The sequence below is a fragment of the Exiguobacterium aestuarii genome, from assembly GCF_020171655.1.
In the GTDB taxonomy this organism is placed as follows: Bacteria; Bacillota; Bacilli; order Exiguobacteriales; family Exiguobacteriaceae; genus Exiguobacterium; species Exiguobacterium aestuarii_A.
This window is the reverse complement of sequence record NZ_JAIVAC010000001.1, coordinates 1294630-1314714: the sequence shown is the minus strand read 5'-3', so window position 1 is coordinate 1314714 and position 20085 is coordinate 1294630. Positions and strand designations below refer to the sequence as shown.

The window sequence follows — 20085 nt, the reverse complement described above, 5'->3', positions numbered from 1 at the left end:
GGGGGAATGAAGATGAAAATTACGGTATATGGGGCTGAAGTTCAATGTGCGAGTTGTGTCGGTGCACCGAGCTCGACCGAGACGTATGAATGGTTACAAAGTGCACTCGGACGAAAGTATCCAGAGCAATCCTTTTCGTTCGAATACATCGACTTCGAACAGAGTGAAGACGAGTTTGCGCAGGCACTTAAAGAGGACGAATGGTTCTATCCGCTCGTCTTGTTAGACGGGGAAGTAATTGATGAAGGCGTCGTTCAGTTGAGAAAAGTATATGCGGCGATCGAAGCGAAGCAATCATAAATGAGTATTGAAGACAGACGGACCATGCGACTGCAAGGTTCGTTTTTTGTTTACCTATTCTTTCGAAAACGATTTTACAACTTTTGACTAACGAGCTAAACTGAACATAACTTGCATAATTTTTATAATATTTTGAAAATTTAACGAAAACATTCATTGAAGGAGGACTGTTCAATGTTTGCCCGAAAACGAAACATGCCGATCCATTTAGACACCTCGTCCCAAATGGAGCACTTGTTGATCGCGTTACCGGAGGATTTAGAAAGACAACGTCAGTTGATTCGCCTCGAACGTGAAGATCTCGCGTATTTGCGTGCCTATCAACATGAACTACGTCAGTTGACACCCCGTTTAGTTGATGTGTTTTATGAGGAGCTCGAAAAGATTGATGAGATGAAAGACTTGATTCGGCAACATTCGTCATCGGACAAATTGAAGTTGACCCTCTCGAACCACATCATGGAGATGTTTGAAGGAAAGTTGAATGAAGCGTATATTAACAGACGTCTTGCGATTGCTAAACGTCACTATTTGATTGGTCTAAAAGGAAAGTGGTATATGGCTGCTTTTCAAAAAATATTTGAGACACTCGTCTTATCGATTCAAGATGAACAGCTCGATGCGGAATCGAAAATGAAATTGATGATGGCCGTCTCCAAAATCTTTAACTTCGAGCAACAGATCGTACTGGAGATGTTCGATGATGAGGCTGAAGTCGTTCGTGACCAAATGCAACTTGTGAAGGATGAAATCAGTCAAACGATCCAACAGGCTAGTGAGGACTTAGCGGCACTCTCTCAAGAAGTGATGGCCAGTTTCCAGTCGATGAACGAGCGAGCAGATGATATGAAACATTCGAGTTCATTGACTCAGACGAAGTTAAGGACGGTGCTTCATTCATCGGTGAGCGGGAAAGACGCTATCTTGTCCGAGACAGGCCGTCTCGATGAAATCACACGAGACCTTTCAGATTCTGCCCAAGAAATCAAAGCGCTCGAAAAGTTGATGAATGAGATCATGACGATTGCAGATTCGGTGAAACAGATTGCCAATCAGACGAACTTGCTCAGTTTGAATGCGGCCATTGAAGCGGCGCGGGCTGGAGAGCAAGGGAAAGGGTTCCAAGTCGTCGCTTCCGAGGTCCGGAAGCTTGCGAGTCAGTCCAAGCAAGCAGCGGAAGAAGTTGAGGATTTGGTGAAGCGTTTGACGAATCAAATGGAAGAGACATCGAGTCGAGTGCTTTCAACCGAGCAAGAGATGAAGCAGACGATGGGACGAATCAATCAAGTGACGGATGCCTTCCTCCAGATCTCTGGTGACTCGGAACATGCCGACGGACAGATGGGGAGCCTTGCCGGGGACATCGATGAGATTGTGGAGTCGATTGCCGAACTCAAGCGGGCGACGACACAAATTGCGACATCTTCGACACAGTTGATGGATACGGCGCAACGATTGTAGATGTTCACATTACAAAAAGACGAACCAGGTCGTATGAAGCGACGTGATTCGTCAATCAGTGTAGTCGAGCCAAGCGCTCGACTTTTTTTGTTTAGAGAAGTTGGAACGATGACGTTGCTGAACCAGCCGTGTAACCTGTAAGCGTCGCGTCAGACTTCACTTGATACGTACCACGCTGTGACCAAGAGTTCGTAGAGAGTGTGAACGTGATGGCACCTGAAGCATTCGTCTTGCCTGTACCGACGAGCGTCGCGCCGTTCGGTTGTGTGACCGTCACACGGACATCGGCGTTCGCGACTGCTTGGCCATTCGAATTACGAACTGTTGAAGAAATCGAGACGACTTCACCCGCGTAGTAGTATGACTTCGAAGTCGATACTGTCGACGTGAGTGCTTGTACCGGTTGCGTCGTACCACCAGAAGTAGGGGCTTGGACGAGTCCATTTCCGAACCAAGTGTCACGACCTGCCGTACCGAGGTCAATCGAATCTTGCGATAATTTCGTACGGAGTTGCGTGCTCGATAACGTTGGGAAGGCTTGCTTCATGAGCGCAAGGTTACCTGCAACGTAAGGCGTCGCCATCGATGTCCCGCTCATTTGACCGTAGCCGCCATTTGAGAGGGTTGAATTGATGCTGACACCAGGTGCCGCGACTTCGACTGTGCCACCTGTCGCTGAGAACGAGGCACGGTTGTTGTTGATATCCGTCGCAGCGACTGCGATTGCTGAATTGTAACGCGCTGGATAGTTGACGAGATCGCCTGACCCATCAGTACGTCCGTTGTTTCCGGCTGCCGCAACGACGAGGATACCTGCGTTATTCGCACGATCCACGACTTGTTGGAGTGTCGTCGAAGGGCTTGTCGTCCCAAGACTCAAGTTGATGATGTCCATGTCATTTGTGATCGACCAGTCAATGCCGGCGATGATGCTTGATAGACTACCACTACCGTTCGCCTCAAGTGCTTTAACGGCATAGATGCTTGCCTCGTGAGCGATTCCGACCGTACCGATGCTGTTGTTACGGGCTCCGATAATCCCGGCGACGTGCGTACCGTGACCGTTATCATCGGCGTAAGAACTCGTGACCGTACTAAATGAGGCACCACCAGCAATCGTTAAGTCAGGGTGAGCGGAAATACCCGTATCAACGACGGATACTTTGACACCTTTTCCAGTGAATCCACTTTGCCAAGCGGAAGGAGCTTGAAGTTTAGGGATTCCCCAATCCTGGTTTTGGTTTTCGATATGTACCGTTTGATCGACTTCCACGTGTGCGACATGCGGGTTATTCTTCAGTCCGTTCAAGGCAGCTTTCGGAACTTCGAGTGCTGCTGCAGGAATATTCGAATACTGTTGTTTAACTTCCATGCCTTCAATCGAGAGCGGGATTTTCTTTGCCGATTCTTTGAAGACGACGAGGACGCGTTCTTTCTCCTTGTTCGGGGCGGCTTCTGCGCCTCCTGGGACGGTTGATAAGACGAGCAATGATGCAAGGACGGTGCTACAGATTTTCTTCAACTTGTTTCCTCCTTTAAGGTAGTAGGCAAGATGACAGGATGTCGGGCTGCCGTGTTCATAGAGTAACAAGTATTTCCAATGGATAGAATATGTCGATGGCATTAAAAATCTGAATATTTAGATAAGGATACAGGGGATTCAGATACAAGACTTTTGACTCAAGAGGACGCAACGGTAACAGAAAATCGATGATGCGATGCATAAAAAAAGCGAATCGACCCGTCAGGTCCATTCGCAATGGTTTACTTAATGACTTTATGTTTCCAAAGAATACCGGACTTCAACAAGCGGGCGACTTTTCCGGTGAGTGATTGTTTCCCCATGAACACCCCGAAGCCTGCTTTCTTCCCAAGGGAACCGAGCGTCCCTTTCAATTTGATGTCTGGTAACTCTGGATAGGCGAGCCCTTTCCATTTACAGAGGAGCACTTGAACGATTTGTTCCGCCTGAGCTTCGGCGAGCTGTCCCGACGGTGCGTATGGCAAGCTCGCATTGTCTCCGACGACGAATACGTCTGGTAGACCAGGGACGAAATGGTGCTCCGTTAACTTGACACGTCCGCCTCCATCAAGCTCCCATCCTTGGTTGCGTACGACAGCGACTGGTTGAATACCGGCTGTCCATACCGTCAAGTCGGAAAGGAACAAATCTTCATGGTTCCATAAGCCATCGGCATCGACGCGTGTAATGTTGGCGTTGTTGATGACTTCGACTCCGTGCTCTTCGAACCAAGATTGCACATACATGGAGACACGATTGGATAAGAATGATAATACGGAAGGTCCACGGTCAAACAAGCGAACTGTCAAATCAGGACGACTCTCGCGTAGTTCGCTTGCGAGTTCGACGCCGGATAATCCGGCTCCAACGACCGAGACGACCGATCCAGGTCGTAACCCGTTGATCGCTTGCTGTGTTTTTCGTGATTCTTCAAGTGTTTGAATACTGTACGTGAACTCTGCTGCCCCCTGGACGTTGTGATACTTGTCTTCACAGCCTAATCCGATGACGAGGTCATCATAAGGTACTTTTTCTCCACTCGCGAGAAGAACCATCTTGTCTTCCGTATCGATATCCGTGACTTGTCCGTATATGTAGTCAATTTCTTCCGGAAAATCGATGCGAATATCGCGGTCCGAGACTGTTCCTGCAGCGAGCGCATAATACTCTGTTTTTAATCCATGATAAGGTAAGCGATCGACGAGCGTGACCGATACGTCCTTCAACTGATGTCCAAGAACTCTTTCGATGACACGCATACCCCCGTAACCGCCCCCTAAGACGACTAATTTGCGCATAATAATCCCCCTTTGTTACTCTTCAACTGTATCATGTTATAATCTGCCGTAGAAGAACCATTTTCCGATAATTCATGTAAAGAAAGACGGTGACATATATGATGAATCCAATCATCGAATTTTGCGCCTCGAATTTAGCGATGGGCTCACAAGTGGCCCGAGCGAAATTAGAGTCTGACCCTGATCTCGATGTGGTCGAATACGGCTGTACAGGCTACTGTGGCGTCTGTTCCCTTGATCTCTTTTGCCTCGTCGACGGGGAAGTCGTGACCGGTGAAACACCGGATGAGTTAGTGACGAAGGTGTATGAAAAAATAGAAGAGATGGCATGGTGAAAAGTTTGAGGGATGACCTCAAACTTTTTTATTTCACCCGTTGCATTTTAAAAAGAGGGATGTTATATTCTAAGAGGTTCGAATGTAGGTTGTCTGACGTTTAACAACGATAAAAAGAAAGCGTTTCAAACGGTAGGGCACATCTCTTTTCGGGTATGACACATATAATAGCTTTGTTTAATATGAAAGGAGCACAACATCAATGAAAATCATGAGTGTGGTTGGTATTTTGGCACTAATTGCAATCGCTTACATCTTCTCTACCAACCGTAAAGCCATCAAATGGCGCACGGTCTTGGCAGCGTTCGCTGTTCAATTCGCGTTTGCTTTCCTTGTTCTGTACACGTCTTGGGGACGTTCGGCACTTGAATGGATCTCGAGCGGGGTTCAAGCAATCTTGAACACGGCGGGTGACGGGATCGCGTTCGTATTCGGAACAGCGGTCGGCGGCGACAACTTCGTCTTCGCATTCCAAGTCCTTCCGATTATCGTTTTCATGTCATCATTAATCGCGTTACTCTACTACCTTGGCGTCATGCAGTGGGTCATCCGTATCCTTGGTACGGCACTCGCGAAAGCGTTAGGAACGTCACGTAAAGAGTCACTTTCAGCAACAGCAAACATTTTCGTCGGTCAAACGGAAGCACCGCTTGTCATCAAGCCTTACCTTCCTACGATGACACAGTCTGAGCTCTTCGCAGTTATGGTCGGTGGTCTCGCATCGGTTGCCGGTTCTGTACTTGCTGGATACGCAGCACTCGGTGTACCGCTCGAGTACTTGCTCGCAGCGAGCTTCATGGCAGCGCCAGCTGGTCTCTTGTTCGCGAAAATCATCGTTCCAGAAACAGAAGAATACGATGATGACATCGAGATTGTAGAGGAAGAAGAAGACAGAGCGGCGAACTTCGTCGATGCAGCGGCACGTGGTGCTTCTGACGGTCTCTTCCTTGCTTTGAACGTCGGTGCAATGCTTCTCGCGTTCGTTTCATTGATTGCGCTCGTCAACTTGATCCTTGGTTCAGTCGGCGGACTCTTCGGATTTGATAGCTTGTCACTCGAATTGATCCTTGGTTACGTGTTCGCGCCACTTGCATTCGTCATCGGTGTACCGTGGGCAGATGCAGTACAATTTGGTAGCTTCCTCGGTCAAAAATTAGTCTTGAACGAATTCGTTGCATTCTCTGAGTTTGCACCAATCATCGGTACTGGTGATTTGTCAGCTCGTACAGAAGCGATGATCGCATTCGCACTTTGTGGTTTCGCAAACATTTCATCACTCGCGATCCTTCTCGGTGGTCTTGGTGGTATGGCACCAAACCGTCGTGGTGACATCGCACGTATGGGTGTCCTCGCAATTCTCGCAGGTACGCTTGCAAATTTGATGTCAGCTACATTGGCTGGACTTCTTCTCTAATTAGTATAAGAAAACGCGATCACTTCGGTGGTCGCGTTTTTTAGTGTAGGGATGATGTATACAATTTGACGTTCGGCCATTGAGCTGGCCAATTTTTTTGAGCCATTCGTTTCAAGTAGATTGGATGTTTTGAGGTGCTTGTTTCAAAATATGGTGTAGGTCTAGCTTGTAGTGTGAGAAGGTCTTGAACGCCATAGGGTGCTGAGAGAATGAGCTCACCGTCTACATTGAGACGTACCCCGATTGCGGTCACCGTCTCGGGGAAGTGCGCTAGCGCATCGACCGATGACGTATATGGTGGCAAATGGTTCACATGATGCATCCTCGCTTGGTTTTTTACAGACCAAGGTACGCTCGGGTCGAGTTGATTCAACACCTGTTCTAATTCTTTTTCGATGGATTCTTCTGACTGAGTAGGGTCGAAATAAATCACATCGACGTCGTCCGTTTGGGTCGGTGCATCGTATCCATGAAGATGGTCCCATATTTTTGCGCGGATATAGCCCGCGCAAATCCACCAGTCGGGCAGATGAAGGGTAGCAACGGTGCGAAGAAGGTTCATAAGTTCTGCATCTTGTTGTAAGAAATCAATCAAATCCTGTTCATGTTTCATCAATCAAACTCCTCCTGATCCATCGGATTGAAAAAAAGCACCTAGGCAACGCCTAGATGCTCGTATATCGATTATGCTTGAATTTGTACGCGCTGACGTTCGATCCACGGCTTCAATTTCAAGAAGAGTGGGACGAAGAGCGCACTGATCAAGATCGCTTTAATCAAGTTGAACGGTAAGATCCCGTAAAGGACGAGGTCCGTCTTCACTGCCGGGTCGGCCATGTCTGCCATTCCGAAGAAGAAGGCATAGGCTGGCAAGATGACGAGATAGTTTAAAATGGCGAGGCTGAGTGCCATCGTGATTGTACCGGCGAGTAGTCCAGAAGCGAGTGCTTTGTTCGTCTTCCGTTTGTGGTAGAACCATGCGACCGGGTACATGAATGCGACACCTGCGAAGAAGTTTGCGACCTCTCCGACCGGGACACCGCCACCGTTAAAGACATAGTACAAGACGTTTTTCAATCCGACGACCACGACACCTGCGAGTGGAGAAAAGACGATTCCAGCAATGAGTGCAGGAATGTCACTGAAATCCACTTTAAGGAATGGCGGTAAAAATGGGAGCGGGAAGTTGAATAGCATGAGTACGAACGAAATCGTCCCGAGCATCGCCAAAGTCACCATAGTTGTCAATCGTTTGTTGCGCGTAGTTTTCATCAGAATCTCTCCTTTAGGTCGCTCCTCGATGAATGGCACCCGTCGCATATAAAAACCCGATTGCAATGAAGACAATCGGGAGAGTTTACGCGCATACGAAATAGATGTTTTCCGAGGTGGAAAAGTCCACGTCAAAGAAAACATCCGGATATCGGTCGGATGCCGCCATCTTCTCCCATCCAGACTGTACTGTCGGCTTTCGAATCTCACGAAATCAGCAAGCAACGCCTTGCTCGCTCACGGGCTGAGAAGAATAAATTCTTCAATACCGCCGGTCGGGAATTTCACCCTGCCCCGAAGATGGAACGATTTAATTTTTTTTGTTACAGTTTAGTTATACAAGATAATGCACAAAACTACAAGTCAATTGACTTGAATTGAAGATAAAATGAGGAGGAGTTCAGATGATTCATTTGACAGAATCAGCAGCACTTCAAGTACAAGAGATGATGAAACAGACCGAACGCCCGGATGCACAATATTTGCGAGTAAAGGTCCAAGGTGGCGGATGCACAGGACTTTCATATGGAATGGGCTTTGATGAGGAAAAGACGGATAAAGATATTCAATTCGACCATCACGGCGTCCGCGTCATCGTCGCAGAAGTCGATCACGGGGTCGTCGATGGGCTTGAGATTGACTACAAGCAATCGATGCTCGGTGGGGGATTTACGATTAAAAACCCGAATGCCATCGCCACGTGTGGCTGCGGTTCAAGTTTCCGTACGGCAACGAACGCCGGTACACCAGGAGAATGTTAATTATTTTAGACTATGGAACGCCATAGTCTTTTTTTGTGCGATTCGACCAGTTACGGAACGTCGGGGAAAGGGAATGTAGGGAAGAGAATCGTATTGAAGGGGGCTAGGGTGATGAGGAAAGTATTGATTTTTGGAGGATCGCGCTATTTCGGGAAACGACTTGCCTTGCGACTCGCGGAGGCGGGGGATGATGTGACGATTGTGACGAGGGGACAGTTGCAAGTGCCGGAAGCCGAAGGGATTCGGTCCATCAAAGGAGACCGGCAATCGGTCGCGACGATGAAAGACTTGGCACGCGAACGTTACGATCTCGTCTATGACAACATTTGTTTTACCCCGTATCAGGCAAAAATCGTCTCGGATGCGTTCATGGACAAAGTCGGAAAGTATGTCCTGACGTCTACGATGTCGGTTTATGCGCCAGGACCTGACTTAAAAGAGAGCGATTTTAATCCGCTCCATTATGAATATCATCTAGAAGCCGAGCATGACTACGGACAAGGGAAGCGAGAGGCAGAATCGTTCTTCTTCCACCGGGCTTCGTTCCCAGTTGCGACCGTACGCTTACCGATTGTCCTCGGACCAGATGATTATACAGATCGACTCAAATTTTATGTGGACGCGATTCGCAACGAGGAACCGATTGTGTTGCATCATCCAGAAGCGAAGATGGGCTTCATCTCGAGTGCGGAAGCAGCAGCATTTTTAGAATGGGTGGGACGTGCGAACGTGACTGGTCCTTTCAACGCAGCGAGTGACGGTCTCATCTCCATGGGTGCTTTAATGGAGCGAATCGGACAACATGTCGGAAAACCGGTCCATATCATAAAAGATGGGGAGTCGTCACCATATGATTCGGATGTCGACTATTACATGTCGATCGCTGAAGCGAAAAAGGCGGGCTTCGTGTTCACGCAACTCGATGACTGGATTGACCGGGTCATCATTCAGACGATGCGGAAATGAAAAAATCCTCTGCGGACACGGTCCACAGAGGATTGATCATTATTTCCCGGCAAATACAGATGTCGAGTGTTGCGGATGACGTGCAGTCGGGTCCACAAGTTGCTTCACTTGATTGATGGCAATTGGTGCTTCACCAAAACCTGTCGCAATCAGCTTCACTTTTCCTTCGTATGTGGCGATATCACCACAAGCGAAGATCCCGGCAACTGTCGTTTCCATGCGTGAGTCGACACGGATCGTGTTCTTCTCAAATTCCATTCCCCAGTTCTTGATTGGGCCAAGAGATGACACGAATCCGTAGTTACAAATCAAATCATCGATCTCAACGATTTTCGACTCGCCGTCCTTATCCGTCAATTCAACAGATTCGATGTGTGTCTCACCTGAGAGTGACTCGATGTTGTACGGCGTAAGGACATTAATCGTCGATGCCTTCATTTGTTCGACCGTATGTTCGTGAGCACGGAAACGGTCACGGCGGTGGACGATGTGTACTTCTTTCGCGATCCCTTCGAGCATGAGTGCCCAGTCGACAGCAGAGTCGCCACCACCGGCAATCATGACGCGGCGATCACGGAATTTCTCCATGTTGTCGACAAAGTAATGAAGGTTTGCGTAATCTTCGCAACCGTCAAGACCGAGTGGACGAGCTGAGAAGGCACCGTTTCCAGCAGTGATGATGACCGCTTTCGTATGGTACTCTTCTTTATTTGTCGTCAAAACGAACGTGCCGTCCTCTAGACGTTCCACCGTCTCAACTGTTTCGCCGAGGCGGTAGTCTTGCTCGAATTGATCAGCCTGTGCTTTTAATTGATCAATCAAATCCTGTGCTTTCACTTTCGGGAAACCAGCGATATCATAAATATATTTTTCAGGATAGAGCGTTGACAATTGACCGCCGAGTTGCGGTAAACTTTCAATCAACGTCGTATCGAGTTGGCGCATGCCTGCGTAAAATGCGGTGAACAATCCAACCGGACCTCCACCGATGATGATTACATCTTTCGTCGTCTTCATCGAATTCCTCCTCAAAGCGTATACATTTATTATAGAGAGTTTATTGAATTAAATCCATTCAGTACAAACATGCAACACTTTCAAAAAAAATTCAAGAAGATAAGCTTTTCCATTGAGAATTCAAATTAAAGAGCGTACAATGAAACAGAAGCAATTGTGAACAGATGTTGAACAAGAATAGGCTTTATTGTGAACATCTATGTGAAGAAACACACAACATAGTTGTTCGAAAAAACAAAACTTTAAACAAGGTGGAAATGAACATGAAACGACCTAACATTGTTATTCTTGGCGCGGGCTTTGGTGGACTCATCACAGCCGTCAACCTTCAAAAGACACTCGCTGCAGGTGACGCGAACATCACGCTCATCAACAAGCATGATTATCACTACCAAACAACTTGGCTTCACGAACCAGCTGCTGGAACGATGAACCCAGACCAAGCACGCATTTACATTAACGACATTGTGAACCCGTCACGTGTGAAACTTGTCAAAGGGATCGTCGATCGCGTCGATACTGCTGCGAAACAAGTCACGCTTGAAGATGGTTCTGTCGTCGAATACGACTACGTTGTCATCGGCCTCGGCGGTGTACCGGAAACATTCGGTATCCCAGGCTTGAAAGAAAACGCAATGACAATCAGCTCATTGAACAGTGTTCGTAAAATTAAAGAGCACATCGAGTACTCATTCGCTCAATATAAAACAAACGGATCTTCTGACAACTCGTTCGTAACGATCGTTGTCGGTGGTGCTGGATTCACAGGAATCGAATTCCTCGGCGAAATCGTCAACCGAATCCCAGAGCTTTGCAAACAATATGACGTTCCACGCGAAGCCGTTCGCATCGTCAACATTGAAGCAGCGCCAACGGTTCTTCCAGGTTTCGACCCAGAACTCACAACGTACGCTCAGAAATGGTTGGAGCGTAACGGTGTCGAGATGAAACTCGGTAACGGAATCAAAGGTGTTGAGCCAGGTGTCGTTACGTTTGGTCCACTTCAAGGTGACACGACGGAAACGATCCACGCCAACACGATCATCTGGACAGGTGGCGTAAGTGGTAGCCCGATCATCGAAAAATCAGGATTTGAAGCGGTTCGTAACCGTGTCATGGTGGAAGCAGACAACCGTGCACCAGGTCACGACAACGTCTTCATCATCGGTGACTGCTCGGCAGTCATGGATCCAGCTTCGAACCGTCCATACCCACCGACGGCACAAATCGCAACACAACAAGCGCACAACGTTGCGAAAAACATCGCGGCACTTATCAATGGCAAATCAACTTCGAAGTTCACTTACGAGAGCAAAGGAACAGTCGCTTCGCTCGGTCATAACGATGGAATCGGAATCGTCATGGGTAAAAAAATCTTCGGTCGAAACGCTTCATTCATGAAGAAAGTCATCGACAACAAACACTTCATCGAATTGAAAAAATACGGACTCGTCCTCAAAAAAGGGAAGTTCTAATTTTCGATTAACGTACGGCTCGTTCTGATTCAGAACGAGCTGTTTTCTTTCGAAATTGTCATAGGAAGTTCTTTGACCACGTCGGTTGAAATTTTGTATAATGGAGAGCGGACAAGGGGGGCATCACATGCATATTATCCAAGCAGTCATTGGGGCCGTTTTATATATGACGATTTTTTTCAGTATCGGCTTCATCTTGAATATGTTACTTAAAAAGACATGGACACTCGTGTTCATTTATCCGATTTTTGTCATCATGATGATTGATAATGTCAAACTTTCGAGTTACGTGACCGAGACGTCAACTGCACTCACGGGGATCTATGAAGGTCTCGTCGGATTGCAACTTCTCGATTTGTTCATGCTCGGTTTCGGGTTGCTCGGAGCAATCTTGGCTGGCGTGACGATTCGTTTCTTACGGAAGAGCGGTTATTCAATGTTTTAAATGGCGACAGAAATGTTCGCCTTTTTTGTTTTGTCCCTACTTTTTTAGGGCATGAACCGATATACTAGATAGCGAAACGATTTTTAGTAAGGGATGCGATGCGAATGACATTACCGATGTATACGATCAAAAAAGTGTTGAATAATAGCGTTGTCATTTGTCAACATGATACGGATCCGGAAGTCATTCTACTCGGGAAGGGAATTGGCTTTGGCAAAAAACCAGGCGACCTCGTCGACCCGGCCAGCGTCCCGGAGAAAGTGTATCAACTGACAGATAAAGAAGAACAGTCGCAGTATCAAGAGCTCGTCAAACATGTCGATGAGGATTTTATTGCGTTCATGCAAGAAATCGTCGGCTTCATCGAGACGAGTACGGGTAAAAAAGTCGATGAGCACATTCATATCGGCTTGACCGACCATTTGTTCTTCACGATGAAACGAATCGAGCAAGGGATGGAAGTGACGAATCCGTTTTTACTTGAGACGGAATCCCTCTATCCAAACGAGTTTGCGCTCGCGGAACGAATCGTCGATATGTTCCATGAACGATTGAACGTACTTCTTCCAGATGCGGAGACTGGATTCATTGCCCTCCATATTCACTCAGCGACGACGTTCAAAAATGTCCTGGAAGTGAATCGTCATAACCAAATCATTGGCCAAATCGTCCAGACGATTGAGAGTCGTTTGAACGTAAAATTGGACCGAACTTCACTCGATTATAAGCGCTTACTTCGGCACTTAAGGTACGCCGTTGAGCGGGTTGCGACGGGTGAGATGGTCGAGGCACCACAAAAAATTGAAAAGGTGTTGCGCGACGAATATCCGCTATGCTATAGTACTGCTTGGGAGCTGATGGGCATCATGGAACGCGAGTTAAAGCGTCCCGTCCCACGAGGTGAAGCGACATATTTGACGATGCATCTCCAGCGCCTAACAAGTAGATAAATGATACCACGTGTCTTACGTGTTACTGATTCGATCAGGCATGAGTAAGGAGTGGAACGTTATGTGATTTCTCCATTGGGAGAGGTCTACGTTCTATCCTTATTCATGCCTTTTCTGTTTTATAAACGTGATTTATGAAAACGTTTAGATACGTCGGTTGTCTGACATCTACACCGCTATCATATTGTTTATACGTACTTAAAAAAGGAGGAAATGTTGATGTTTAAGCAGATCTTTGGTGTTCTTCAAAAAGTCGGTAAAGCACTTATGCTTCCTGTTGCGATCTTGCCGGCAGCCGGTCTTCTTCTTGCATTCGGTAACGCAATGCAAAACCCACAACTTACATCACGCGCTGGTTGGTTAACAAACGAAGGCGTCGTGAAATTCGCTCAATTGATGGAGCAAGCGGGTGGAATCATCTTCTCGAACTTGGCGCTCTTGTTCGCAGTCGGTGTCGCCATCGGTTTAGCAGGTGACGGGGTTGCCGGACTTGCGGCAATCGTCGGATTCTTGATCATGAACAAAGTGATGGGTGTTTGGCTCGAACTCACACCTGAAGTGTTAGCACAAGGTGACCCAGCATACGCGAACGTACTCGGTATCCCAACACTCCAAACAGGGGTATTCGGAGGGATCATCATGGGTCTCATCGCCGCATGGGCCTATAACAAGTACTTCAATATTGAATTGCCACAGTTCCTTGGTTTCTTCGCTGGTAAACGTTTCGTTCCAATCGTAACAGCAGTAGCAGCAGTCGTTGCTGGTTTCGTAATGCTTCTCGTTTGGCCACCAGTACAGGGCGGTTTGAACACATTCTCTAACTTCATGTTGAATGAAAACCGCACTTTGGCAGCGTTCGTCTTCGGTTTGATCGAACGTTCATTGATTCCATTCGGTCTTCACCACATCTTCTACTCACCGTTCTGGTTTGAATTCGGTTCATACACAGATGCAGCGGGTAACGTCGTTCGTGGTGACCAAGCGATCTTCTTCGCACAAATTCGTGACGGTGCCGAATTGACAGCAGGTACGTTCATGACTGGTAAATTCCCGTTCATGATGTTCGGTCTTCCTGCAGCAGCACTCGCAATGTACCATGAAGCACGTCCTGAGCGTAAAGCGGTTGTCGGTGGTCTCTTGGCTTCTGCTGCCCTTACATCGTTCTTGACTGGTATCACAGAACCAATCGAGTTCTCATTCTTGTTCGTAGCACCACTTCTCTTCGCAGTACACGCAGTGTTCGCAGGTCTTTCGTTCATGACGATGCACCTCTTGAACGTTAAGATCGGGATGACGTTCTCAGGTGGTTTGATTGACTTCTTACTCTTCGGTGTTCTTCCAGGTCGTACGGCTTGGTGGCTCGTCATTCCAGTTGGTCTCGTGTTCGCGGTTGTTTACTACTTCGGATTCCGCTTCGTTATCCGTAAGTTCAACCTTAAAACACCAGGTCGTGAAGATGAGGTTGTTGAACAATCAACAGCTACTGGTTCGGAACTTGCACAAGATATCCTCGTTGGTCTTGGTGGCTCACAAAACATCAAGCACCTCGATGCATGTATCACACGTCTTCGTGTCGAAGTAAAAGATAAGAACCAAGTCAACAAAGATGAGTTGAAACGCCTTGGCGCATCTGGTGTCCTTGAAGTTGGTAACAACATTCAAGCAATCTTCGGACCACGTTCGGATGCATTGAAATCAGAAATTCAAGCGGTTATCGCTTCAGGTAACGAAAAGAAAGCAAACTAATCATCATTTAGACCAATCCTTCGGGGTTGGTCTTTTTCTTTTATATGAAACGGTTTCATCCAAACGTTAGAGGGAAAAAGTAAGTATTCTGACAAAGGAGGGAACCATGATGTGGAAGAAAGTGTTTGGCGTTTTACAACGGGTCGGGAAAGCACTCATGCTTCCGGTTGCGATCTTACCGGCAGCCGGTCTTCTCTTGGCGTTTGGTACCGCATTCCAAAACCCGGACCTCGTTGAATTGCTCCCGTTTCTGGCAAATGACTCACTTGTCCTAATTTGGCAAGTCATGACAGATGCCGGGGACATCGTCTTCGCAAACTTAGGGTTACTGTTTGCCGTCGGGGTCGCAATCGGCCTGGCGAACGGGGATGGGGTTGCTGGTCTAGCAGCCATTGTTGGTTATTTGATCATGAACAAAGTCATCAGCACGTGGAACGGGATTACCGCGGAAATCGCTCAAGGCGACCCGCAGTATGCAACCGTTCTCGGTATCCCGACGCTCCAAATGGGGGTATTCGGGGGTATTATCGCAGGTCTTGTTGCAGCTTATGCGTACAACAAGTATTTCAACATCAAGTTGCCAGATTTCTTAGGATTCTTTGCAGGGAAGCGGTTCGTCCCGATTGCGACGGCCGCATTCAGTTTGATTATCGGGATTGCGCTCGCGTATATATGGCCACCGATCGGGAATGCGATCAATACGTTCTCAAGTACGGTCATCGAGGCAAACGTTGCCTTATCAGCATTCATCTTTGGATTGGTAGAACGTTCCTTGATTCCGTTCGGTCTTCACCATATTTGGTATTCTCCGTTCTGGTTCCAATTCGGGGAATATACGAACCAAGCCGGTGATCTCGTACAAGGTGACCAACGGATCTTCTTCGCGCAACTACGTGACGGCGTCGAGTTCACAGCTGGTACGTACATGACCGGGAAATTCCCGTTCATGATGTTCGGGTTACCTGCTGCCTGTCTCGCCATGTTCCACACGGTTCCGAAAGAACGTCGGAAAGACGTCGAAGGTCTCTATTTCTCAGCTGCTCTCACGTCATTCTTGACAGGTATCACAGAACCAGTCGAGTTCTCATTCGTCTTCGTTGCACCACTTCTCTTTGGAATTCACGCTGTCTTTGCCGGTCTTTCCTTTATGACGATGCATCTACTGAACGTCAAGATCGGGATGACATTCTCTGGCGGTCTCATTGACTATCTTCTCTTCGGAGTCTTGCCGAACCGAACGGCCTGGTGGCTTGTCATTCCGGTCGGACTCGTCTTTGCGGTCATCTATTACTTCGGATTCCGTTTCGCCATCACAAAATTCGACCTGAAAATCCCTGGACGTGACGTTCAGACCGGCGCGAAAGGGGACAAAGCCGGTATTGGGGACGACTTGCCGTATGAAGTGCTCGTCGGACTCGGTGGTCCTGAAAACATTAAACATTTGGATGCTTGTATCACTCGACTTCGTGTTACGGTCAATGACGTCAAACAAGTCGACAAAGACCTCCTGAAAACACTTGGTGCTGCCGGTGTCCTTGAAGTAGGGGATAACATTCAGGCCATCTTTGGACCGAAGTCGGATACGCTCAAATCACAAATCGCGACCATCATCGAAGGTGGCGAGTATAAACCGAAAGAAAAAGTTGAAAAAGCGGTGATTACACCGGAAGCGGCTGAACAAGCTGATCATCGCTTCCTCGCTCCGATGTCAGGTGTATTGTTGTCACTTGATGATGTACCAGATCAAGTCTTCTCTGGTCGGATGATGGGAGAAGGATTTGCGATTGAACCAAGCTCAGGTCAGGTCGTTTCGCCGGTGACGGGTCAAATCACGACATTCTTCCCAACGAAACATGCGATCGGTATCTTGGCTGACGATGGACGTGAACTACTGATTCATGTCGGTCTCGATACGGTCAATTTGAAAGGGGAAGGATTTACTGCGAAAGTAGAAGAAGGTGCTCGAGTCGAAGCGGGAGACGTACTTCTCGAAGTCGATCTCAATGCGATTCGAGATAAAGTGCCGTCACTGATCACACCGATCATTTGGACGAACGGAGACGGAAAAGTCGTCGTCGTACCGTTCGGTGAGACGGTCGTCGCAGGGGAAGCGCTCGACTTTAGAGCTGATGACAGAGGTCCAGAGTAACCAAGTTTCACACGCCGCTCCAGTAATGGAGCGGCTCTTTTTGTATAGTTACTTCAATGTGCCTTATTCCGAAAAGTAGGAATCCCTTTTATAGTGAAGAAGAATTCTCACGAAAGAAGGGGTACAAATGAAACAATCTGTAGAGTTGAATCATGGTCAGAAAGCCATTCCTACCACCGGACTTGGCGTCTTCAAAGTAGAGGACGGGGATACGGTCATCGATGCTGTCGTGGAAGCGATTCGTCAAGGATACCGCCACATCGATACGGCAGCTGTTTATGAGAACGAGGAAGGTGTCGGAATCGGAATTCGAAAAGGAATGGAGATGGCGAATATTTCCCGGGATGATTTGTTCATCACCTCAAAACTTTGGAATGCCGATCAAGGGTATGAATCAGCCATCGCTGCGTATGAAGCTTCACTCGAACGCCTCGGCTTAGAACAATTGGATTTGTATTTGATTCATTGGCCGGTGGAAGACAAAATTGTTGACTCTTGGCGCGCCCTTGAACAATTATATCGCGAAGGACGTGTCGGAGCGGTCGGAGTGAGTAACTTCCAGATTCATCACCTTGAGACATTGGCTGCAAACAGTGAACTCGTTCCAGCCGTGAACCAAGTCGAGCGGCATCCGTTGCTTCGTCAAACCGAATTAGCATCGTATATGACTGAGCACGGCATCGTACCGGTTGCTTGGGCGCCGCTCATGCAAGGTGGATTGTTCGAAGAGCCTACGTTAGTTACAATCGCGAAAGAAATGGAGCGTTCTGTCGCTCAAGTGATATTGCGCTGGCACCTTCAGACAGGGTGGGTCATCATTCCGAAGTCGGTCAAATCGCATCGAATCGAAGAAAACTTCAGCCTGCATGATTTTGAATTGAGCAAAGAACAAATGGAACGGATCGACGCACTCGACCAACATAAACGTGTCGGTCCAGACCCGGCCGACTTCGATTTTTAAATAGTATGTAAAAAAAGTCCTTCTCTCGCTCGAGAGAAGGACTTTTGACGTTACTTTTTAATGTCAAATTTTTCACTAAGGAAGTTCACGACTTCTTCAGCTGTGTCCATGTTGAGGACTTCGTTGACGATCGATTCTGTTTCTGTCTTCGTCAAGCGCTTCACGAGGCTACGTGCACGAAGGACGCTTGAAGCTGACATCGAGAATTCATTGAGTCCAAGACCGAGAAGGATTGGAATCGCAAGCTCTTCTCCAGCCATCTCTCCACACATACCGACCCATTTGCCAGCTTTGTGTGCTTCTGTGATGACGTTGTGGAGAAGGTTCAAGATGGCAGGGTTGAACGGTTGGTACAAGTAAGATACTTTTTCGTTCATGCGGTCAGCCGCCATCGTGTATTGAATCAAGTCGTTTGTACCGACTGAGAAGAAGTCGACTTCTTTTGCGAATTGTTTCGCCATGACAGCTGTAGATGGAATTTCAACCATCATCCCTGTTTCATATTGACCGACTTCGATTCCTTCTTCTTTCAACTTCGCTTCTTCTTCAAGGAGAAGGGCTTTCGCTGCGCGGAACTCCTCAAGTGTCGCAATCATTGGGAACATGATTGCGAGGTTACCGTGAGCTGACGCGCGGAGAAGGGCACGAAGTTGTGTGCGGAACAAATCTGTTTCCTCGAGGCAAAGGCGAATCGCACGATAGCCGAGGAACGGGTTCATTTCTTTCGGGAGGTCGAGGTAAGACAATTCTTTGTCGCCACCGATATCGAGTGTACGGATGACAACTTGCTTGCCTTCCATACCTTCAAGAACCGTTTTGTATGCTGTGTACTGCTCTTCTTCTGTCGGGAATGTTTCAGAGTCCATGTACAAGAACTCTGTACGATAAAGACCGATTGCATCTGAACCGTTTTTCAAGACGCCTTCTAAGTCGTTTGGCGTTCCGATGTTCGCTGCAAGCTTCACTTTATGACCGTCAGCAGTGACAGACTCTTCGTTGACGAGTTGCTTCAACTCTTCTTTGTAAGCTTCGAAATCAGCACGTTTGCCTTCGTACTCTTTGACGAGGTCTTCAGAAGGGTTGACGAACACGTCACCTTCCGTACCGTCGATGATGACGAGGTCACCGTTTTTGATTTCTTCAAGGGCCACTTTCGTACCAACGACCGCTGGAATTTCGAGTGAACGTGACATGATGGCAGAGTGAGACGTACGTCCACCGATGTTTGTCGCAAACCCTTTGACGTATTTACGGTTGAGTTGTGCCGTGTCTGAAGGCGTCAAGTCTTCAGCGATGATGATCACTTCTTCTGAGATCGATGCAGGTGTCACGAATGTCACCCCAAGAATGTGTGCCAAAACACGTTTTGTCACGTCACGAACGTCAGCTGCACGTTCGCGCATGTACTCGTTGTCCATCGATTCGAAAATCATGATCATCGTCTGTGCGACTTCGTCAAGTGCTTTCGCCGCGTTCATGTTTTCGCTTTCAATTTTATCGTTCACTTGCGAAACGATTTCTGGATCCTCAACGATTAAAAGGTGAGCTGAGAAAATCTCGGCTTTGTCTGGACCAAGTTCACGAAGCGTGTGCTCGCGGATTTCTTCAAGCTCCGTTTTAGATTGTGCGATTGCATCTTGGAAACGTGCCTTTTCTGCAGCGACATCTTCAATCTTGTATGTTGGGATATCGAATGAAGGTGTCTCCATGACGAATGCTTTTGCAACTGCAATCCCTGCAGATGCACCAATACCTTTAATGTGTGACATAAGCGTAGTCCCTCTTTTCAAAGAAATAGTGTACTTTCCTGCCTCGTTACTTCATACCCGAAAAGAAAAAAGAATTAACGAGAACGAAGAAAGTTAAAGTAGCAACGGTCTACGACTAGGGGAAGCCTCGACCAGTCAAATTGGCCTCACTTCACGATGAAGAGAAGCCCGATTGCGTACTTTCTTATCCTATCATAAAATAAAACAACGTCACAACGAGGAGATAGCCCACGAATTCGAAGAT

The 20085-nt window shown here is 47.5% G+C and carries 17 protein-coding genes, 1 pseudogene and 1 riboswitch; of the genes and pseudogenes, 12 read left to right on the top strand and 6 right to left on the bottom strand.

Features of this window, described 5'->3' with window-relative positions:
* Positions 1–12 precede the first annotated feature (12 nt).
* Positions 13–300, top strand: a complete 288-nt coding sequence (locus tag LCM29_RS06900; protein ID WP_224861643.1) for a YuzD family protein — start codon at positions 13–15, stop codon at positions 298–300.
* Positions 301–474: 174 nt separating this feature from the next.
* Positions 475–1761, top strand: coding sequence for a globin-coupled sensor protein (locus LCM29_RS06895; RefSeq protein ID WP_224861641.1), 1287 nt, complete (start codon positions 475–477; stop codon positions 1759–1761).
* A 91-nt stretch (positions 1762–1852) separates the two neighbouring features.
* Here the strand turns inward: LCM29_RS06895 and LCM29_RS06890 are convergent, their stop codons facing one another.
* Both LCM29_RS06890 and LCM29_RS06885 read right to left on the bottom strand, forming a co-directional pair.
* Entirely contained in the window at positions 1853–3283 is a 1431-nt protein-coding gene (locus LCM29_RS06890; RefSeq protein ID WP_224861639.1) for a S8 family serine peptidase, read from the bottom strand.
* Positions 3284–3525: 242 nt separating this feature from the next.
* Positions 3526–4581 (bottom strand): NAD(P)/FAD-dependent oxidoreductase, encoded by a 1056-nt coding sequence (locus LCM29_RS06885; protein ID WP_214820532.1) that lies wholly within the window; start codon positions 4579–4581, stop codon positions 3526–3528.
* Positions 4582–4679: 98 nt separating this feature from the next.
* On the opposite strand from LCM29_RS06885, the gene LCM29_RS06880 reads away from it, so the two are divergent.
* Together LCM29_RS06880 and LCM29_RS06875 are read left to right on the top strand one after the other, a co-directional pair.
* Positions 4680–4916: a YuzB family protein gene (locus LCM29_RS06880; RefSeq protein ID WP_074033523.1), complete on the top strand. Its 237-nt coding sequence runs from the start codon at positions 4680–4682 to the stop codon at positions 4914–4916.
* 202 nt (positions 4917–5118) lie between these two features.
* Positions 5119–6330, top strand: coding sequence for a NupC/NupG family nucleoside CNT transporter (locus tag LCM29_RS06875; RefSeq protein WP_224861637.1), 1212 nt, complete (start codon positions 5119–5121; stop codon positions 6328–6330).
* A gap of 40 nt (positions 6331–6370) precedes the next feature.
* Here LCM29_RS06875 and LCM29_RS06870 read toward each other — a convergent pair whose 3' ends face one another.
* Positions 6371–6943, bottom strand: a complete 573-nt coding sequence (locus LCM29_RS06870; RefSeq protein ID WP_214874595.1) for a nucleotidyltransferase family protein — start codon at positions 6941–6943, stop codon at positions 6371–6373.
* Between the two features lie 71 nt (positions 6944–7014).
* Positions 7015–7602, bottom strand: coding sequence for an ECF transporter S component (locus tag LCM29_RS06865; RefSeq protein ID WP_224861635.1), 588 nt, complete (start codon positions 7600–7602; stop codon positions 7015–7017).
* A gap of 163 nt (positions 7603–7765) precedes the next feature.
* Positions 7766–7908, bottom strand: a riboswitch (FMN riboswitch).
* Between the two features lie 98 nt (positions 7909–8006).
* Here LCM29_RS06865 and LCM29_RS06860 point away from each other — a divergent pair.
* Positions 8007–8363, top strand: a complete 357-nt coding sequence (locus LCM29_RS06860; protein WP_074033519.1) for a HesB/IscA family protein — start codon at positions 8007–8009, stop codon at positions 8361–8363.
* Positions 8364–8474: 111 nt separating this feature from the next.
* Positions 8475–9329 (top strand): epimerase, encoded by an 855-nt coding sequence (locus LCM29_RS06855; protein ID WP_224861633.1) that lies wholly within the window; start codon positions 8475–8477, stop codon positions 9327–9329.
* Positions 9330–9368: 39 nt separating this feature from the next.
* On the opposite strand, the gene LCM29_RS06850 is transcribed toward LCM29_RS06855, so the two are convergent.
* Positions 9369–10346, bottom strand: coding sequence for an NAD(P)/FAD-dependent oxidoreductase (locus tag LCM29_RS06850; protein WP_074033516.1), 978 nt, complete (start codon positions 10344–10346; stop codon positions 9369–9371).
* Positions 10347–10609: 263 nt separating this feature from the next.
* On the opposite strand from LCM29_RS06850, the gene LCM29_RS06845 reads away from it, so the two are divergent.
* The 6 genes and pseudogenes from LCM29_RS06845 (at position 10610) to LCM29_RS06820 (ending at position 18072) form a co-directional block, all read left to right on the top strand.
* Positions 10610–11821, top strand: a complete 1212-nt coding sequence (locus LCM29_RS06845) for an NAD(P)/FAD-dependent oxidoreductase (protein ID WP_224861631.1) — start codon at positions 10610–10612, stop codon at positions 11819–11821.
* A gap of 127 nt (positions 11822–11948) precedes the next feature.
* Positions 11949–12266, top strand: a complete 318-nt coding sequence (locus LCM29_RS06840; RefSeq protein ID WP_012726819.1) for a YuiB family protein — start codon at positions 11949–11951, stop codon at positions 12264–12266.
* A 104-nt stretch (positions 12267–12370) separates the two neighbouring features.
* Positions 12371–13216 carry a glucose PTS transporter transcription antiterminator GlcT gene (glcT, locus tag LCM29_RS06835; protein ID WP_214746281.1) on the top strand — a complete coding sequence of 282 codons (846 nt, stop codon included), beginning with the start codon at positions 12371–12373 and terminating at the stop codon, positions 13214–13216.
* 219 nt (positions 13217–13435) lie between these two features.
* Positions 13436–14935 (top strand): annotated as a pseudogene (gene ptsG, locus LCM29_RS06830) (glucose-specific PTS transporter subunit IIBC); the annotation flags it as partial.
* A 136-nt stretch (positions 14936–15071) separates the two neighbouring features.
* Complete coding sequence (gene ptsG / locus LCM29_RS06825; protein ID WP_214782053.1) at positions 15072–17111, top strand: glucose-specific PTS transporter subunit IIBC; 2040 nt, start codon at positions 15072–15074, stop codon at positions 17109–17111.
* A gap of 127 nt (positions 17112–17238) precedes the next feature.
* Positions 17239–18072 (top strand): aldo/keto reductase, encoded by an 834-nt coding sequence (locus LCM29_RS06820; protein WP_224861629.1) that lies wholly within the window; start codon positions 17239–17241, stop codon positions 18070–18072.
* Between the two features lie 50 nt (positions 18073–18122).
* Here the strand turns inward: LCM29_RS06820 and ptsP are convergent, their stop codons facing one another.
* Positions 18123–19841, bottom strand: a complete 1719-nt coding sequence (gene ptsP, locus LCM29_RS06815; RefSeq protein WP_224861627.1) for a phosphoenolpyruvate--protein phosphotransferase — start codon at positions 19839–19841, stop codon at positions 18123–18125.
* Positions 19842–20085: the final 244 nt, after the last annotated feature.

Coding starts and splice junctions, on each gene's coding strand:
- LCM29_RS06865 (WP_224861635.1), bottom strand. CDS start 7,602: ATGAAAACTACGCGCAACAAACGATTGACAACTATGGTGACTTTGGCG.
- LCM29_RS06840 (WP_012726819.1), top strand. CDS start 11,949: ATGCATATTATCCAAGCAGTCATTGGGGCCGTTTTATATATGACGATT.
- ptsP (WP_224861627.1), bottom strand. CDS start 19,841: ATGTCACACATTAAAGGTATTGGTGCATCTGCAGGGATTGCAGTTGCA.
- ptsG (WP_214782053.1), top strand. CDS start 15,072: ATGTGGAAGAAAGTGTTTGGCGTTTTACAACGGGTCGGGAAAGCACTC.
- LCM29_RS06875 (WP_224861637.1), top strand. CDS start 5,119: ATGAAAATCATGAGTGTGGTTGGTATTTTGGCACTAATTGCAATCGCT.
- LCM29_RS06860 (WP_074033519.1), top strand. CDS start 8,007: ATGATTCATTTGACAGAATCAGCAGCACTTCAAGTACAAGAGATGATG.
- LCM29_RS06870 (WP_214874595.1), bottom strand. CDS start 6,943: ATGAAACATGAACAGGATTTGATTGATTTCTTACAACAAGATGCAGAA.
- LCM29_RS06850 (WP_074033516.1), bottom strand. CDS start 10,346: ATGAAGACGACGAAAGATGTAATCATCATCGGTGGAGGTCCGGTTGGA.
- LCM29_RS06880 (WP_074033523.1), top strand. CDS start 4,680: ATGATGAATCCAATCATCGAATTTTGCGCCTCGAATTTAGCGATGGGC.
- LCM29_RS06885 (WP_214820532.1), bottom strand. CDS start 4,581: ATGCGCAAATTAGTCGTCTTAGGGGGCGGTTACGGGGGTATGCGTGTC.
- LCM29_RS06845 (WP_224861631.1), top strand. CDS start 10,610: ATGAAACGACCTAACATTGTTATTCTTGGCGCGGGCTTTGGTGGACTC.
- LCM29_RS06855 (WP_224861633.1), top strand. CDS start 8,475: ATGAGGAAAGTATTGATTTTTGGAGGATCGCGCTATTTCGGGAAACGA.
- LCM29_RS06820 (WP_224861629.1), top strand. CDS start 17,239: ATGAAACAATCTGTAGAGTTGAATCATGGTCAGAAAGCCATTCCTACC.
- LCM29_RS06895 (WP_224861641.1), top strand. CDS start 475: ATGTTTGCCCGAAAACGAAACATGCCGATCCATTTAGACACCTCGTCC.
- glcT (WP_214746281.1), top strand. CDS start 12,371: ATGACATTACCGATGTATACGATCAAAAAAGTGTTGAATAATAGCGTT.
- LCM29_RS06900 (WP_224861643.1), top strand. CDS start 13: ATGAAAATTACGGTATATGGGGCTGAAGTTCAATGTGCGAGTTGTGTC.